The sequence below is a fragment of the Martelella sp. UBA3392 genome (assembly GCF_002358775.1).
Classification (GTDB): Bacteria; Pseudomonadota; Alphaproteobacteria; order Rhizobiales; family Rhizobiaceae; genus Martelella; species Martelella mediterranea.
Window position 1 is genome coordinate 3003 of record NZ_DEPM01000129.1, and the last position, 14434, is coordinate 17436.

A 14434-nucleotide genomic window follows, 5' to 3' on the forward strand; every position below is an offset into this window, starting at 1 on the left:
GGTCGAGAAGACTCGAACTTCCACGGGTTGCCCCACAGCGACCTCAACGCTGCGCGTCTACCAATTCCGCCACGACCGCATCGTGGTAGATGCCGGTTTGTGCCGGCGCCGCAGCATGTAGCAAAAGCAAACTCGCCACACAAGCGCCATTGATCGTTTTTTTTCATTTCTGCACGCGAAGTGTGAAACCGCGCTCTGCGCCCGCAGCGGCAGGCCTTGCGGCGCTTGCCGTCCCGCCCCAAATCTGCAAGGAGAAGGCCGAAGGATCCACACATGCAAAGAAGCGACATCGAGACCCTGATGCAGCCCGAGCCCGGCAGCCCGCCGGTGCGCTGGCGGGTGAGCGAGGGACTGACGGAATACCCCGCAGCGCTGGCTGAAATGGAGCGTGAGGTCGACCTGATCGCGTCCGGCGAGGCGGACGAACTCGTCTGGCTGGTCGAGCATCCGTCCCTCTATACCGCCGGCACCAGCGCCAATGCCGGCGACCTGCTGATCGCCGACCGATTCCCTGTCTATGACACCGGCCGCGGCGGGGAATATACCTATCACGGCCCCGGCCAGCGGGTCGCCTATCTGATGCTCGATCTGAAGCGCCGCCGCCGCGATGTGCGCGCCTTCGTCGCCGCGATCGAGGAAACCATCATCAAGACGCTTGACCAGATGAATGTGCGCGGGGAGCGACGCGAGGACCGGGTCGGCGTATGGGTCCGGCGGCCCGAACGCCCGCCGCTGCCGGACGGTTCCATGGCCGAGGACAAGATCGCGGCGATCGGCATCAGGCTTCGGCGCTGGGTGAGCTTTCACGGCCTGTCGATCAATGTCGAGCCGGAGCTCGATCATTTCGGCGGCATCGTGCCCTGCGGCATTTCAGGCTATGGCGTCACCAGTCTCGTGGATCTCGGCCTGCCGGTGACCATGGGCGATGTCGATATCGCCCTGCGCAAGGCCTTCGAGGATGTGTTCGGGGAAACCGAAAACGAGGGCTGACCCTGCTACTGCAGCGTCCTGTTGCCTGTCGCAAGGCCTGAAAGACGCGCGCGCGATGCGCTGCCTTTGGCGTCGCCGTCGCGGCGGACGGCTTTACCCACCCGGTTTATTCCCATCACCATGTCGGTGTGTTTAAGCCCGGCCTCGCCGCAGTCTTCTTCCCAGTCGCCGGAAATCAGCCAGAACGGTCGCACGCCGAAGATCGCGGCGATCTTCACCAGACGCTCGACGGTGGGTTCGGCACGGTCGCATTCCCAGTTCCTGAGCGTAAGGGGCGCGACGCCAAGCCGCTCGGCCGCTGTATTGAGGCTGAGGCCGGCGCTCTCGCGGGCGGCAAGCAGCCTGCCGCCGAGCGTGTCGTCGGCGTAGAATTTCTCGTCCATTGCGCTTCCTTCCCGAAAACCGCGCCGGTTTGCCCGATCTTGCCCCTTCATAGCCAATCGCGGGCAAAACCGCCACCCACACCCACCGCTTTCCGCAAATCAGCTGAATTTGGTCGCTTGCATACTTGCCGACGATGGAGCGCGCATGCGAAACTCGGTGCACGAAAACAAGAGAATCCGGGAGTAACGCCAATGGATGTACGCGCCGCAGTGGCTGTTGAAGCGGGAAAGCCGCTGGAAATCATGAATGTTCAACTCGAAGGGCCGAAAGCGGGCGAAGTCCTGATCGAGGTCAAGGCCACGGGCATTTGCCATACCGACGATTTCACGCTGTCGGGCGCCGATCCGGAGGGCATTTTTCCGGCGATCCTCGGCCATGAAGGCGCGGGCGTGGTGGTCGATGTCGGCCCGGGCGTGACATCGGTGAAGAAGGGCGATCACGTGATCCCGCTCTACACGCCCGAATGCCGCGAATGCCCCTCCTGCCTGTCGCGCAAGACGAATCTGTGCACCGCCATCCGCTCGACCCAGGGCCAGGGCCTGATGCCGGACGGCACGTCCCGGTTTTCGCTCGATGGCAAGCCGCTCTACCACTATATGGGCTGCTCGACCTTCGCCAATTTCACCGTGCTGCCCGAAATCGCGGTCGCCAAGATCAACCCCGACGCGCCGTTCGACAAGGTCTGTTATATCGGCTGCGGCGTCACGACCGGGGTCGGCGCGGTGATCAACACGGCAAAGGTGGAAATCGGTTCGACCGCGATCGTCTTCGGCCTCGGCGGCATCGGCCTCAACGTCATCCAGGGTCTCAGGCTTGCCGGCGCGGACATGATCATCGGCGTCGACCTCAACAATGACAAGAAAGAATGGGGCGAGCGCTTCGGCATGACCCATTTCGTCAATCCGAAGGAGATCGGCGAGGAGATCGTGCCGTACCTGGTCAACCTCACCAAGCGCGGCGCGGACACGATCGGCGGCGCGGACTACACGTTCGACTGCACCGGCAACACCACCGTCATGCGTCAGGCGCTGGAAAGCTCCCATCGCGGCTGGGGCAAGTCGGTCGTCATCGGCGTTGCCGGCGCGGGCCAGGAAATCTCCACCCGTCCGTTCCAGCTCGTCACCGGCCGCTCCTGGATGGGCACCGCCTTTGGCGGCGCGCGCGGGCGCACCGACGTGCCGAAGATCGTCGACTGGTACATGGACGGCAAGCTCGAGATCGATCCGATGATCACCCATCTGCTGAAGCTTGAGGACATCAACAAGGGCTTCGAGCTCATGCATAGCGGCGAGAGCATCCGCTCGGTCGTCCTCTACTGATGGCATTTACCGTCGATATCGCCCGGCTGGACGCGCTCACGCCGGGCGAGTTGCATGACCTGTTCAGGCTGCGAATCGATGTGTTCGTGGTCGAGCAGAACTGTCCCTACCCCGAGATCGACGGCAAGGACCCCGAGGCGCTGCATCTGCGCCTTCTGGACGAGGGCCGGCTGGCCGCCTACGCCCGTATCTTCGCAGCCGACGCGACTGCAGGCCAAGTGCGAATCGGTCGCGTCGTCGTCGCGCCCGATTATCGCGGCCAGCGGCTTGGCGAGCGCGTGATGCGGGAGGCGATTGCCGCCTGCGGCAAGCTCGCGCCGGGCGCCGTTATCGCGATTTCCGCGCAGGCGCACCTGCAGCGCTTCTATGGTAGCCTCGGCTTCAGCGTGACCTCGGCGGAATATCTCGAAGATGGCATCCCGCATGTGGACATGATCCGCCCCGCCGCTAGGATCGCCTCATGATCTATGTCGATGCCGATGCCTGTCCGGTGAAGCCGGAGGTGATCAAGGTAGCGGAGCGCCACGGGATGCGCGTCACCTTCGTGGCCAATACCGGCCTGCGCCCGTCGCGCGATCCGATGATCTCCAATGTCATCGTCTCCGGCGCGTTCGATGCCGCCGATGACTGGATTGCCGAACGCGCCGGCGCGGGCGATATCGTCGTGACCGCCGATGTGCCGCTTGCCGAGCGCTGCGTCCAAGCTGGCGCGCTGGTCACCGGCCCGACCGGCCGGGTCTTCGACGACAAGAATATCGGCATGGCCCGCGCCATGCGCGATCTCGGCCAGCATCTGCGCGAGACTGGCGAGAGCAAGGGCTACAACGCGCCGTTTTCGGCCCGCGACCGATCGGCATTTTTACAGACCATGGAACAGCTTTGCCGCAAGGCGAAGCCATCCGGTGAATGACGAAGGAATCACGATGAACATCATTTCCGAAAACACCGCCTTTGGCGGGATGCAGGGCGTCTTCTCGCACGAATCGCAGGTTTGCGGCACGGAGATGACCTTCGCGGTCTTCCTGCCGCCGCAGGCCACGGAGCGGCCCTGCCCCGTGCTCTGGTATCTCTCCGGCCTCACCTGCACCCATGCCAACGTCATGGAAAAGGGCGAGTACCGGCGCATGGCCGCCAAGCTCGGCCTGATCATCGTGTGCCCGGATACCAGCCCGCGCGGCGCAGACGTTCCCGATGCGCTCACCGACTGGCAGATCGGCAAGGGGGCAGGCTTCTATGTCGATGCCACCGAGGAGCCGTGGTCGCGGAACTACAGGATGGAAAGCTACATCACGGAGGAGTTGCCGGCGCTGATCGCCAAGAGCTTCCGCGTCGACATGGATCGCCAGGGGATTTTCGGCCATTCCATGGGCGGCCACGGCGCGATGACTCTGGCGCTGAAAAACCCCGGGCGCTACAAGAGCTGCTCGGCTTTCGCGCCGATCGTCTCACCCTCGACGTCAGCATGGGCGCAGGGCGCGTTCACGAAATATCTCGGGGCCGACCAGTCCGTCTGGCGCAAGCATGATGCCTGCGCGCTGGTGGAAGACGGCGCGCGCTTTCCCGCCTTCCTGATCGACCAGGGCAAGGCCGACAATTTCCTGGAGGACGGGCTGAAGCCCTGGCTGTTCGAGGAGGCGGTCAAGGGCACAGATATCGACCTGACGCTGCGCATGCACGAGCGCTACGACCACTCCTACTACTTCATCTCGACCTTCATGGACGATCACCTGCGCTGGCACGCAGAACGGGTGTGAGTGACCGCCGAACATGTAACCATTGGTAGGTACTGGGGGCCTTGCCGCCCATAATCTCCCCCCTTGAGGCCAGGGCTATGGCATATGGCGTAGCAGCCTGCTCCCAATACTCTCTCCCGCTGGCGGGAGAGATGCCCCGAAAGGGGCAGTGAGGGTGGATCAGCGTTTCAAATCGTGACGGCGCTCGCGGTGATAGGCTCCCCCCCTCACTGTCGCTGTCGCGACATCTCTCCCCTCCGGGGCGAGAAGATTGGGGAGCTATGCGGGTAGACCAAATGCGATAGCCTCGCCCTCAAGGGGGCGGATTACAGGGAAAACGGTGGCACTTCGAAGCACCGAAGCTCTGCCCGCGTCGCCTACCCCAGCGACACAAACAAATCATGCGCGGCCTTCATGTCCTCGAACCGCTTGGCGCGGCGGGCGGCGGCTTCGGCGTCTTCGCCCCAGTGCTCGATGGTCCAGTCTTCTTCCAGATTGGCGAGCGCCCAGGCCTCGTCCAGCGTCAGGCGGCGGCGCGCCAGCGCGAGCGTCACAAGGGCCGAGCCGGTGAGCGTCGTCATGACGTGGAGGCTTCCAAGCGCGAAAGGCGCGCGGTGACGGTCGATCTCGATCCTGAAAGCCGCAATGCTTTCAGTTGGTTGCTCGGAAAACATAATGCCTTCCACGAGCACGAAACGCGCCCCGAATTCCTCCGCCACCCAGTCGAGAACCGGATCCCAGCGCTCGGCCTGACGGGCTACCAGCTCTTCCGGGCTTTCGGCGCGATAGAACAGCATGTCGTTGCCGGCATAGGCGATGATCTCCTCGAATACCGCATCGGCATTCTGCGCCACACCATCGATCACCGTATTGGCAAGCCGCGTGACCGGCATTTTCGCCGGATCGATGACCTTTTCCTGCGCCTGCCATTCGGCACGCACCATCTCGGCTGTTGCCGGCGTCGGGAGGATCAGCGGATTGCGTCCGGGCGTCTTGACGCCGCGGCCATCGAGCTTGACTGCGAACCCCTCGCCTTCCTGCTCGACCGTGGCGGTCTGATAGAACTTCTTCGGCAGTTCGGCCCGCATCAGTTCCTGCGAGCGGCGGATCGGATCGGTCATTGGATGGTCTTCAGCACGAGTTTCAGGATATCGTCCGGGCTTTCGGCTATCGCTGAGGCGCCCGAGGTGGTCAGATCGGTGGTTGCGCCATAACCCCAGGATACGCCGATCGCATCGGCGCCGGCGGAACGCGACATCTGCATGTCATAGACGGAATCGCCGATCACCATGGTTTCGGCCGGCTCGATGCCGGTCTCGACGCAGCATTCCAGCACCATCGCCGGATGCGGCTTGGACGGGCAGTCGTCGGCGGTGCGCGAGACCACGAACTTGCTGGCATAGCCGTGCAGATCGAGCATGTGGTCCAGTCCGCGCCGCGATTTTCCGGTCACCGCCCCGATCAGGATATCATCCTGCAGGAAAAGCTGCTCCAGCATCGGCGCGATGCCTTCGAACAGTCGCTCCTGCATGGCCGGATCGGAACGCACCTCGGAAAACAGCGAGCGGTAATAGGCCATCATCTCGCGGCATTCCTCATCCGGCCCCTCGCGGCCAAGCAACAGCGAAATCGACACGTCGAGCGTCAGCCCGACGGTGGCGCGTGTCTTCTCGATGGCTGGAACCGGGTAGCCGAAACGGGTGAAGGTGCGCGCCATCGATTCCTGAATGATGGCGATCGTATCTACCAGCGTGCCATCGCAATCGAACAATACAAGTCTCATGTCATTCCTTGTCGAGATCCTCGCGGTCGGCGTCGAAGCCGAGCAGGTTCCAGCTCTGCACCATGTGCGGCGGCAGCGGGGCGGTGACCTTCAGCCGTCCGCCGTCGGGATGGGGCACATCGATATGGCGTGCATGAAGGTGAAGCCGCTTCTGGATGCCGCCCGGAAACTCCCAGTTGGGATCGTCATCGAAATATTTCGGATCGCCGATGATCGGGTGGCCGATATGATGGGCGTGGACGCGCAACTGATGGGTGCGCCCGGTATAGGGCTCCATTTCCAGCCAGGCGAGCGTATGGGCCGCCGTATCGACCACGCGATAGAAGGAAACCGCATGATCGGCATCCGCCTCGCCATGCTTCGCGATCCGCATGCGGTCGCCATCGGGCGTCTGTTCCTTCACCAGCCAGGTCGATATCTTGTCCTCGCGCTGGCGCGGCACGCCCTTGACCAGCGACCAGTAGGTCTTCTTGGTCGTGCGGTGGCGAAAGGCCTCCGTCAGCGATTGCGCAGCGCGGCGCGAGCGGGCAATCACCAGCACGCCGGAGGTGTCTCGATCGAGGCGGTGCACGAGGCGCGGCTTTTCGCCCTTCTTGTTGGTCCAGGCCTCCAGCATCTTGTCGACATGGCGCACCACGCCGGAGCCGCCCTGTACCGCGAGGCCGGCGGGCTTGTTGAGCACGAACACCCGTTCATCCTCATGCAGCAGCATGCGTGAGAGAAGCTCGCCATCCGGTGAATGCTTCAGGTCCCTGCCCGGTATCGGGCCGGATTTCTTCGGGTCGACATTCATCGGCGGAATGCGGATCATCTGGCCCGGTTCGATGCGAGTATCGGCTTTCACCCGCCCGCCATCGACGCGTATCTGCCCGGACCGCAGCAGCTTTTGCAGCGCGCCGAAGCCGAGGCCCGGATAATGCTGCTTGAACCAGCGATCGAGGCGCATGCCCGCCTCGTCGTGATCCACCTTGATATGTTCGATGCCTGCCATGCGGTACGCCCTTGTTCTCAGGAGAAGGCTTCTATCGCATGATCGCGTGGAATGAAACGGGCTAAAATACCAACCGCCCGATGGCGAGCCCCGCCCAGACCGCGCCCAGCCCGATCGCCACGCTGCCGACGACATAGGCTATGGCCGGCAGAACATCGCCGCGCTCGATCATGTTCATGGCATCGAGCGAGAACGAGGAGAAGGTGGTGAAGCCGCCGAGAAAGCCGATCACGATGAACATCCGCGCCTCGGCGGATTCGTTCAGCACCCGCGCCACGGCCTCCACCAGCAGCCCGATGAGCAGCGAACCCACGATATTGACGGCGAGCGTGCCCCAGGGGAAATTGAACCCGCCCATACGCGTTGCCAGAACGCCGACGAAATGACGTCCGACGGAGCCGAGCGCGCCGCCGGCGGCCACAATGAGTGCGTGTTGCAGGAATGTTGGCAAAGATCTGCTCCGTTATTGTCGCGGGACGGATCGGATTCTCGGACTACTCAGCCGCCACCATGGCAAGCTTTTTCGCTCGGTTCTCGCGCAGCCGGGCAAAGTCCTCGCCGGCGTGATGCGAGGAACGCGTCAGCGGGCTTGCGGACACCATCAGGAAGCCCTTGGTATAGGCCACCGTCTCGTAGGACTTGAACTCGTCCGGCGTCACGAAACTCACCACGCGATGATGCTTGCGGGTCGGCTGCAGGTATTGGCCGATCGTCAGGAAGTCAACATCGGCGGTCCTGAGGTCATCCATGAGCTGGAGCACTTCATTGCGCTCCTCGCCGAGACCGACCATGATGCCGGACTTGGTGAACATGTTCGGATCGAGTTCCTTGACCCGCTGCAAAAGCCGGATCGAATGGAAATAGCGCGCGCCGGGACGCACCGTCAGATAGTTCGACGGCACGGTCTCGAGATTGTGGTTGAACACGTCGGGTCTTGCGGCCACCACGCGCTCCAGCGCGCCGGGCTTGCGCAGGAAATCGGGCGTCAGCACCTCGATCGTGGTGGCGGGCGAGGCCGCGCGGATGGCGTGGATCACCTTCTCGAAATGCTCCGCGCCGCCATCGGCCAGATCGTCGCGATCGACCGAGGTGATCACGACATGCATCAGCCCCATCTGGGCGACGGCCTTGCCGATATTTTCCGGCTCGTTCGGATCGAGCGCGCCGGGCTTGCCGGTCGCGACATTGCAGAAGGCGCAGGCGCGGGTGCAAATCTCGCCCATGATCATGAACGAAGCATGCTTCTTGTCCCAGCACTCGCCGATATTCGGACAGCCGGCCTCCTCGCAGACCGTGACGAGCTTGTTGTCCTTCACGATGCCGCGGGTTTCCTGATAGCCGCGCGAGACCGGCGCCTTGACACGGATCCAGTCCGGCTTGCGCAGCACTTCGGTATCGGGCCTGTGCGCCTTTTCAGGATGGCGCACGCGCTTTTGTGCGTCACTTGTCGTATCGAGAAGCGTAACCATCTGTTCGTCCTTCAGCGCCGCCGGGCCTCTCCGGCCCGGGCGGCCTCGTTTTCCGTTAGACCGGAACCGCGTTTCGCGGCTCCGGTCTATCTTGTTCTCGTGGCAGTTTCGCGGACGTTGCGTCCAACAGCGAAATGCCTCAGCGCCGGATCATGCGTCCGACGAAAATCAGAATCACCGCGCCAATAAAACCGGCGATCAAATAGCCGAGCCATCCGCCAAGGGCGATGCCGAACACGCCCAGAATTGCGTTTGCAACAATGGCGCCGACAATGCCGAGGATGATGTTCATGAAAATGCCCATGTTGGACTTCATGAACTTCTCGGCGAGCCATCCGGCGATGCCGCCGATGATGATGGCGGCAATCCAGCCTACACCCTGTTCTTCCATGTAATGCGTCTCCCTTTTTGCTAGACGTCGAAGCAGGTCCTCTCGTTCCCGCTACCGATAACATAGAGGAATCATGCGTTAAGTACACGCCCATATGCGTCGAGCACGCTTTCCTTCATCATTTCCGAAAGCGTCGGGTGCGGGAAGATCGTGTGCATCAGTTCTTCCTCGGTGGTCTCCAGGTTCATGGCGACCACGAAGCCCTCGATCAGTTCGGTCACTTCCGCGCCGACCATATGGGCGCCGAGCAGCTCGCCGGTGTTCTTGTCGAACACGGTCTTGACCATGCCCTGATCCTCGCCGAGCGCGACCGCCTTGCCGTTGGCGACGAAATTGAAGCGGCCGACCCGGACCTCATGGCCGGCTTCCTTGGCTTTGGCTTCGGTGAGGCCAACGGAAGCCACCTGCGGATTGCAGTAGGTGCAGCCGGGCACCTTCAGCCTGTCGAGCGGATGGACATTCTTCTCGCCGGCAATCTTCTCGACGCAGATGACGGCCTCATGCTCGGCCTTGTGGGCGAGCATCGGCGGGCCGGCGACATCGCCGATCGCATAGATGCCCTCAACATTGGTCTTGCAATATTCGTCGATGACGATGCAGCCGCGATCGGTCTTGATGCCGAGCTTTTCCAGCCCGATATTCTCGATATTGCCCTGAACGCCGACGGCCGAGATCATCCGGTCGGCGGTGATCTTCTCGACCTTGCCGTCCTTGGTCTCGACATGGGCGGTGATGTTGTCCCCGCCCTTTTCGACCTTCGCAACCTTGGCCTCGAGCATGATCTTGATGCCGCGCTTTTCAAGCCGCTTCTGGGCGAATTTGGCGATCTCGTTATCCTCGACTGGCATGACCTGCTTCATCACCTCGACCACCGTCACCTCGACGCCGAGCGAGCGGTAGAACGAGGCGAACTCGATCCCGATCGCGCCCGAGCCCATCACCAGCAGCGATTTCGGTAGCTTGGCGGGCTTCAGCGCGTCGAAATAGGTCCAGATCAGCTTGCCGTCCGGCTCGATGCCGGGCAGCGCGCGCGGCCGTGCACCGGTTGCGACGATGATGTGCTTGGCGGTGTAGGTGCCCGGTCCCTTGGCGCCCTTCGGCGTCGGGGCCTGCGGCTCGACCACTTTCTTCTTGACCTCGGAGACGGTGACTTCGCCCGGTTTCGACAGCGTCGCCTCTCCCCAGATGATGTCGACCTTGTTCTTCTTCATCAGATAGATGACGCCGGCATTCATCCGCTCGGCAATGCCGCGCGAACGCTTGACGATCGCATCGAGATCGGCCTTGACCTGGCCTTCGATGACGAGCCCGTATTCCTTGGCGTGATTGGTGTTGTCGAGCACTTCGGCGGATCTGAGCAGCGCCTTGGTCGGGATGCAGCCCCAGTTGGAGCAGATGCCGGCCATGTGCTCGCGCTCGACGACGGCGGTTTTCAGGCCGAGCTGGGCGGCGCGGATGGCGGCGATATAGCCACCAGGGCCGGCGCCGATGACGAGGACATCGTAGGTCTCAGACACGGGTACATCTCCTTTAAGGGGAGCCGGGCAATAAACCGCCCGGCCCGCTTGCGGGATGCCGCCGCTCTATTGTTTCAGCATCCCGTAGATTTCGTCCTTCAGAACCATCCGGCGCTTGCGCATTTCTTCCATATGCACGTCATCGGTCGGTTCGATGTTTTCCTCCGCGCGGTGAATCGCGCGGTTTACCTCATGATAGTCGTCGAAGAGCTTGGCAAAATGCGCGTCCTCGACCTTCAATTCGTGAATCCGGTCGGCGAATTCCGGGAATTCATCGGCCAGTTCGTGCGGGGTGTTCGACATGGATATCTCCTCTGTTGTGGTTGATATCCACCCTATCCGCGCTTCGTGTCCACTCCTTGATATTAATCAAAAAAATCACAGGCCGAGCATCATCCTGACGATCGGTTCGAGGCCGCGGCCGATAGCGCGGGTATTTTCCGCATCGAGATGGACGCCGTCTACCGGACTTGCACGCGAGACCGAGGCCGCATCATAGAAACCGCAGCCCAACTCATCGGCCAGTTCGCTGTAGAAGGTCGAGAGCATCTGCGATTGCTCGACCACGCCCTTCAGGAACCCCATGCCGGTATCGTTGGCCGTGGGCACCGCATGCGGCGGCGCAACCACCAGGATATCCGGCGCGGCATGGTCGAACGGATAGGGATGCGCCCTTACGATCTCGATCAGCCGCTTCATGCCGTTTCGCGCCGCCAACGCCCCGCCGCCGGTCCACGGTTTCAGATCGTTGGTGCCGAGCATGATGATGACCAGATCGAGCGGCGTGTGGCTGGCAAGCAGCGTCGGCAGAACCCTGGCGCCGTTGCGGTCAGCCGCCGCCGTGTGATCGTCAAAGGCCGTGGTGCGGCCGCCGAGCGCCTCGGGGAGAACGTGAACGCCCTCCCCCAGCGCCTTCTGCAGCACCATCGGCCAGCGGTCCTCATGCGCATGACGGTCCTGCCCGGCCGCATCATGGCCGAACGTCAGCGAATCGCCGTAGCAAAGAACCGTCTTCATCGGCCCGCCCTCAGACCAGCATCGACATCGGGTTTTCGATATAGCCCTTGAACGCAGCCAGAACTTCGGCCGCAAGAGCGCCATCGACGCAGCGGTGGTCGGTGGAAAGCGTGACCGACATCACGGTCGCGATCGCCAGTTCGTCATTCTTGACCACCGGCCGCTTCTCGCCCGCGCCGATCGCCAGGATCGAGGCGTGCGGCGGGTTGATGACGGCAGCAAAATCCTTGACGCCCATCATGCCCATGTTCGAAACCGCCGTCGTTCCGCCCTGGTATTCGGCGGGCTTCAGCTTCTTCTCACGGGCGCGGCTGCCCAGATCCTTCATCTCGTTGGAGATGACCGAAAGCGACTTTTCTTCCGCCCGGCGCACGATCGGGGTGATCAGGCCGCCCGGGATCGAGACGGCGACGCCGACATCGACATGCTTGTGAACGACCATGTTGTTTTCCGTCCAGGAGACGTTGGCGGTCGGCACATCGCGCAGCGCCAGCGCCATCGCCTTGATGACCATGTCGTTGACGGAGAGCTTGTAGGCCGGCTTGTCGTCCCTGACGGGCGCTGCCTTGTTGAGCTGGCTGCGGAGGGCCAGAAGCGCGTCGAGCTCGCAATCGACCGTCACATAGAAATGCGGCACGGTCTGCTTGGATTCGACCAGACGCTTGGCGATCGTCTTGCGCATGCCATCATGCGGCACGAGTTCGTAGGAGCCTTCCTCGAACAGCTTGAGAACAGCCTCTTCCGAGGTCGCCTTCGGCAGCGGCGCGGCGGCAGCCTCTTGCCTGCCGGCTTCCGGCTTGGCTACGGCCTTGCCGACGCCTTCGCTCTCGGCCTTCTCGATATCGCGCTTGACGATGCGGCCATGCGGGCCGGAACCGGAAAGCGCCGTCAGATCAAGACCGGCTTCCTTGGCCAGACGACGGGCAAGCGGCGAGGCGAAGATACGCTCGCCATCGGCCTTGGGCGCTGCCGGCGCCTTGGGCTCGGGAACCGGCGTGTCGGAGGACGGCACGCCGCCCTTGGCGACCTTCTCGGCCGTTTCGTCGGAGGACGATTTCTCGGCCTTGGCCTCTTCCTTGGCGGGCTGCTTCGGCTTGTCGTCCTTCGGCTTTTCCGCCTTGGCCGGCGCATCGCCGCCGCCTTCGGCCGCCTTGGCGGCCTCGGCAACGTCCTCGCCGTCTTCGGCAAGGATCGCGATCAGGGCGTTGACCGCCACGCCGTCGGTGCCTTCCGGCACCACGATCTTGGCGACCGTGCCCTCGTCGACGGCTTCGACTTCCATCGTCGCCTTGTCGGTCTCGATCTCGGCAATCACATCACCGGCCGAAACGCTGTCGCCTTCCTTGACCAGCCACTTGGAAAGATTGCCCTCTTCCATGGTCGGCGAAAGCGCCGGCATCGTAATCTTGATGGGCATCTTGACGCTCCCTTACTTGTAGCAGACGGCCTTGACCGCATCGATGACTTCACCGACGTTCGGCAAAGCGAGCTTTTCGAGGTTTGCGGCGTATGGCATCGGAACATCCTTGCCGGCGATCGTCATGATCGGCGCATCGAGATAGTCGAAGGCCTGCTGCATGACGCGGGTCGCGATCTCGGTGCCGACGGAGGACTGCGGGAAGCCTTCCTCGACGGTAACCAGACGACCGGTCTTCTTCACCGATTCGATAACCGTCGGAAGGTCCATCGGGCGGATGGTGCGCAGATCGATGATCTCGACGTCGATCCCTTCCTCCTCAAGCTTGGCCGCAGCTTCAACGGCATAGGTCATGCCGATGCCGAAGGAGACGATGGTTGCGTCCTTGCCCTGCTTGTGAATGCGGGCCTTGCCGATCGGCAGCACGAAATCATCAAGCTTCGGCACATCGAACTTGTGACCGTAGAGGATTTCGTTTTCGAGGAAGATCACCGGATTGGGATCGCGGATCGCCGCCTTCAGGAGCCCCTTGGCGTCCGCCGCCGTATAGGGCATGACGACCTTGAGGCCCGGAATGTGGCTGTACCACGAGGCGTAGCACTGCGAGTGCTGGGCGGCCACGCGGGCCGCCGCGCCGTTCGGGCCGCGGAACACGATCGAGCTCTCCATCTGCCCGCCGGACATGTAGTGCGTCTTGGCGGCGGAGTTGATGATCTGGTCCATCGCCTGCATGGCGAAGTTGAAGGTCATGAACTCGACGATCGGCTTCAAACCGGCAAGAGCCGCACCCACGGCAACGCCGGTAAAGCCATGCTCGGTGATCGGGGTATCGACCACGCGCTTGGCGCCGAATTCCTGCAGCAAGCCCTGCGTGATCTTGTAGGCGCCCTGGTATTCGGCGACTTCCTCGCCCATGACGAAGACATCGCCATCAGCGCGCATTTCTTCCGCCATGGCATCGCGGAGCGCTTCGCGCACCGTGGTCGAAACCATTTCGGTGCCTTCCGGAATATCCGGATCGGAGGCAACCTCGATGGCCTTCGGTTCGGCCGGCGCGTTGGAAGCGGAAGCCTGCGGCTTTTCTTCCTGCTCGACCTCGGGGGCCTTTTCGGACTGTTTCGGTTGCTCGGCGGCGTCGGCTTTGCCGATGTCGTCGGCGCTTTCGCCTTCTTCCAGCAGCACGGCGATCGGGGTGTTGACCTTGACGCCCTCGGCGCCTTCCTCGACCAGGATCTTGCCGATCGTGCCTTCGTCCACGGCTTCGACTTCCATCGTCGCCTTGTCGGTCTCGATCTCGGCGATCACGTCACCGGCGGCGACGCTGTCGCCTTCCTTCTTGAGCCACTTTGTAAGGTTGCCCTCTTCCATCGTCGGGGAGAGTGCCGGCATGAGAATATTGGTAGGCATGGTATCCCTCCCCGTC

At 62.7% G+C, this 14434-nt stretch carries 17 protein-coding genes and 1 tRNA gene; 5 read left to right on the forward strand and 13 right to left on the reverse strand.

What is annotated here, in order from left to right:
• A tRNA-Leu gene (locus tag B4E36_RS09475) sits at positions 1-79 on the reverse strand.
• A 194-nt stretch (positions 80-273) separates the two neighbouring features.
• On the opposite strand from B4E36_RS09475, the gene lipB reads away from it, so the two are divergent.
• A complete protein-coding gene (gene lipB / locus B4E36_RS09480) occupies positions 274-990 on the forward strand; it encodes a lipoyl(octanoyl) transferase LipB (RefSeq protein WP_292056675.1) in 717 nt (238 codons plus the stop codon).
• Between the two features lie 5 nt (positions 991-995).
• On the opposite strand, the gene B4E36_RS09485 is transcribed toward lipB, so the two are convergent.
• Positions 996-1373 (reverse strand): helix-turn-helix domain-containing protein, encoded by a 378-nt coding sequence (locus B4E36_RS09485; RefSeq protein ID WP_292056673.1) that lies wholly within the window; start codon positions 1371-1373, stop codon positions 996-998.
• Between the two features lie 192 nt (positions 1374-1565).
• Here B4E36_RS09485 and B4E36_RS09490 point away from each other — a divergent pair, with 192 nt between their 5' ends.
• The 4 genes from B4E36_RS09490 to fghA are packed head-to-tail and all read left to right on the forward strand — an operon-like array spanning position 1566 to position 4447.
• A complete protein-coding gene (locus tag B4E36_RS09490) occupies positions 1566-2693 on the forward strand; it encodes an S-(hydroxymethyl)glutathione dehydrogenase/class III alcohol dehydrogenase (RefSeq protein ID WP_292056670.1) in 1128 nt (375 codons plus the stop codon).
• Positions 2693-3157: a GNAT family N-acetyltransferase gene (locus B4E36_RS09495; RefSeq protein WP_345900280.1), complete on the forward strand. Its 465-nt coding sequence runs from the start codon at positions 2693-2695 to the stop codon at positions 3155-3157. The genes B4E36_RS09490 and B4E36_RS09495 overlap by 1 nt, the downstream gene beginning before the upstream one ends.
• Entirely contained in the window at positions 3154-3603 is a 450-nt protein-coding gene (locus B4E36_RS09500) for a YaiI/YqxD family protein (RefSeq protein ID WP_292056665.1), read from the forward strand. The genes B4E36_RS09495 and B4E36_RS09500 overlap by 4 nt, the downstream gene beginning before the upstream one ends.
• A gap of 13 nt (positions 3604-3616) precedes the next feature.
• Positions 3617-4447 (forward strand): S-formylglutathione hydrolase, encoded by an 831-nt coding sequence (gene fghA / locus B4E36_RS09505; protein WP_292056663.1) that lies wholly within the window; start codon positions 3617-3619, stop codon positions 4445-4447.
• A 356-nt stretch (positions 4448-4803) separates the two neighbouring features.
• Here the strand turns inward: fghA and B4E36_RS09510 are convergent, their stop codons facing one another.
• The 11 genes from B4E36_RS09510 to B4E36_RS09560 form a co-directional block, all read right to left on the reverse strand.
• Positions 4804-5547 (reverse strand): ATP12 family chaperone protein, encoded by a 744-nt coding sequence (locus tag B4E36_RS09510; protein WP_292056661.1) that lies wholly within the window; start codon positions 5545-5547, stop codon positions 4804-4806.
• Positions 5544-6209, reverse strand: coding sequence for an HAD-IA family hydrolase (locus B4E36_RS09515; protein ID WP_026173180.1), 666 nt, complete (start codon positions 6207-6209; stop codon positions 5544-5546). Before B4E36_RS09515 ends, B4E36_RS09510 begins: the two co-directional genes overlap by 4 nt.
• Before the next feature lies 1 nt (position 6210).
• The gene (locus B4E36_RS09520; RefSeq protein ID WP_345900281.1) at positions 6211-7200 is read right to left on the reverse strand and encodes an RluA family pseudouridine synthase; all 990 of its coding nucleotides are present in this window, start codon (positions 7198-7200) and stop codon (positions 6211-6213) included.
• 61 nt (positions 7201-7261) lie between these two features.
• Positions 7262-7639, reverse strand: coding sequence for a fluoride efflux transporter CrcB (gene crcB / locus B4E36_RS09525; RefSeq protein ID WP_292056947.1), 378 nt, complete (start codon positions 7637-7639; stop codon positions 7262-7264).
• Between the two features lie 55 nt (positions 7640-7694).
• Positions 7695-8669: a lipoyl synthase gene (gene lipA, locus B4E36_RS09530; protein WP_018063079.1), complete on the reverse strand. Its 975-nt coding sequence runs from the start codon at positions 8667-8669 to the stop codon at positions 7695-7697.
• A gap of 139 nt (positions 8670-8808) precedes the next feature.
• Positions 8809-9060, reverse strand: a complete 252-nt coding sequence (locus tag B4E36_RS09535; protein WP_345900282.1) for a GlsB/YeaQ/YmgE family stress response membrane protein — start codon at positions 9058-9060, stop codon at positions 8809-8811.
• A 71-nt stretch (positions 9061-9131) separates the two neighbouring features.
• Positions 9132-10577, reverse strand: coding sequence for a dihydrolipoyl dehydrogenase (gene lpdA, locus B4E36_RS09540; protein ID WP_292056654.1), 1446 nt, complete (start codon positions 10575-10577; stop codon positions 9132-9134).
• A 66-nt stretch (positions 10578-10643) separates the two neighbouring features.
• Positions 10644-10880: a YdcH family protein gene (locus B4E36_RS09545; RefSeq protein WP_018063076.1), complete on the reverse strand. Its 237-nt coding sequence runs from the start codon at positions 10878-10880 to the stop codon at positions 10644-10646.
• A 75-nt stretch (positions 10881-10955) separates the two neighbouring features.
• On the reverse strand, positions 10956-11594 hold the full coding sequence (locus B4E36_RS09550) for an SGNH/GDSL hydrolase family protein (RefSeq protein WP_292056650.1): 639 nt from the start codon (positions 11592-11594) through the stop codon (positions 10956-10958).
• Positions 11595-11604: 10 nt separating this feature from the next.
• Positions 11605-13011, reverse strand: a complete 1407-nt coding sequence (locus B4E36_RS09555) for a pyruvate dehydrogenase complex dihydrolipoamide acetyltransferase (protein WP_292056648.1) — start codon at positions 13009-13011, stop codon at positions 11605-11607.
• Between the two features lie 12 nt (positions 13012-13023).
• Complete coding sequence (locus tag B4E36_RS09560) at positions 13024-14418, reverse strand: pyruvate dehydrogenase complex E1 component subunit beta (protein ID WP_292056646.1); 1395 nt, start codon at positions 14416-14418, stop codon at positions 13024-13026.
• Positions 14419-14434: the final 16 nt, after the last annotated feature.

What these genes read in the sequence shown, in the direction of transcription:
- fghA (WP_292056663.1), top strand. Translation starts at nt 3,617, where the DNA reads ATGAACATCATTTCCGAAAACACCGCCTTTGGCGGGATGCAGGGCGTC.
- B4E36_RS09545 (WP_018063076.1), bottom strand. Translation starts at nt 10,880, where the DNA reads ATGTCGAACACCCCGCACGAACTGGCCGATGAATTCCCGGAATTCGCC.
- B4E36_RS09560 (WP_292056646.1), bottom strand. Translation starts at nt 14,418, where the DNA reads ATGCCTACCAATATTCTCATGCCGGCACTCTCCCCGACGATGGAAGAG.
- B4E36_RS09515 (WP_026173180.1), bottom strand. Translation starts at nt 6,209, where the DNA reads ATGAGACTTGTATTGTTCGATTGCGATGGCACGCTGGTAGATACGATC.
- B4E36_RS09500 (WP_292056665.1), top strand. Translation starts at nt 3,154, where the DNA reads ATGATCTATGTCGATGCCGATGCCTGTCCGGTGAAGCCGGAGGTGATC.
- B4E36_RS09535 (WP_345900282.1), bottom strand. Translation starts at nt 9,060, where the DNA reads ATGGAAGAACAGGGTGTAGGCTGGATTGCCGCCATCATCATCGGCGGC.
- lipB (WP_292056675.1), top strand. Translation starts at nt 274, where the DNA reads ATGCAAAGAAGCGACATCGAGACCCTGATGCAGCCCGAGCCCGGCAGC.
- B4E36_RS09490 (WP_292056670.1), top strand. Translation starts at nt 1,566, where the DNA reads ATGGATGTACGCGCCGCAGTGGCTGTTGAAGCGGGAAAGCCGCTGGAA.
- B4E36_RS09485 (WP_292056673.1), bottom strand. Translation starts at nt 1,373, where the DNA reads ATGGACGAGAAATTCTACGCCGACGACACGCTCGGCGGCAGGCTGCTT.
- B4E36_RS09555 (WP_292056648.1), bottom strand. Translation starts at nt 13,011, where the DNA reads ATGCCCATCAAGATTACGATGCCGGCGCTTTCGCCGACCATGGAAGAG.
- B4E36_RS09550 (WP_292056650.1), bottom strand. Translation starts at nt 11,594, where the DNA reads ATGAAGACGGTTCTTTGCTACGGCGATTCGCTGACGTTCGGCCATGAT.
- B4E36_RS09495 (WP_345900280.1), top strand. Translation starts at nt 2,693, where the DNA reads ATGGCATTTACCGTCGATATCGCCCGGCTGGACGCGCTCACGCCGGGC.
- lipA (WP_018063079.1), bottom strand. Translation starts at nt 8,669, where the DNA reads ATGGTTACGCTTCTCGATACGACAAGTGACGCACAAAAGCGCGTGCGC.
- B4E36_RS09510 (WP_292056661.1), bottom strand. Translation starts at nt 5,547, where the DNA reads ATGACCGATCCGATCCGCCGCTCGCAGGAACTGATGCGGGCCGAACTG.
- B4E36_RS09520 (WP_345900281.1), bottom strand. Translation starts at nt 7,200, where the DNA reads ATGGCAGGCATCGAACATATCAAGGTGGATCACGACGAGGCGGGCATG.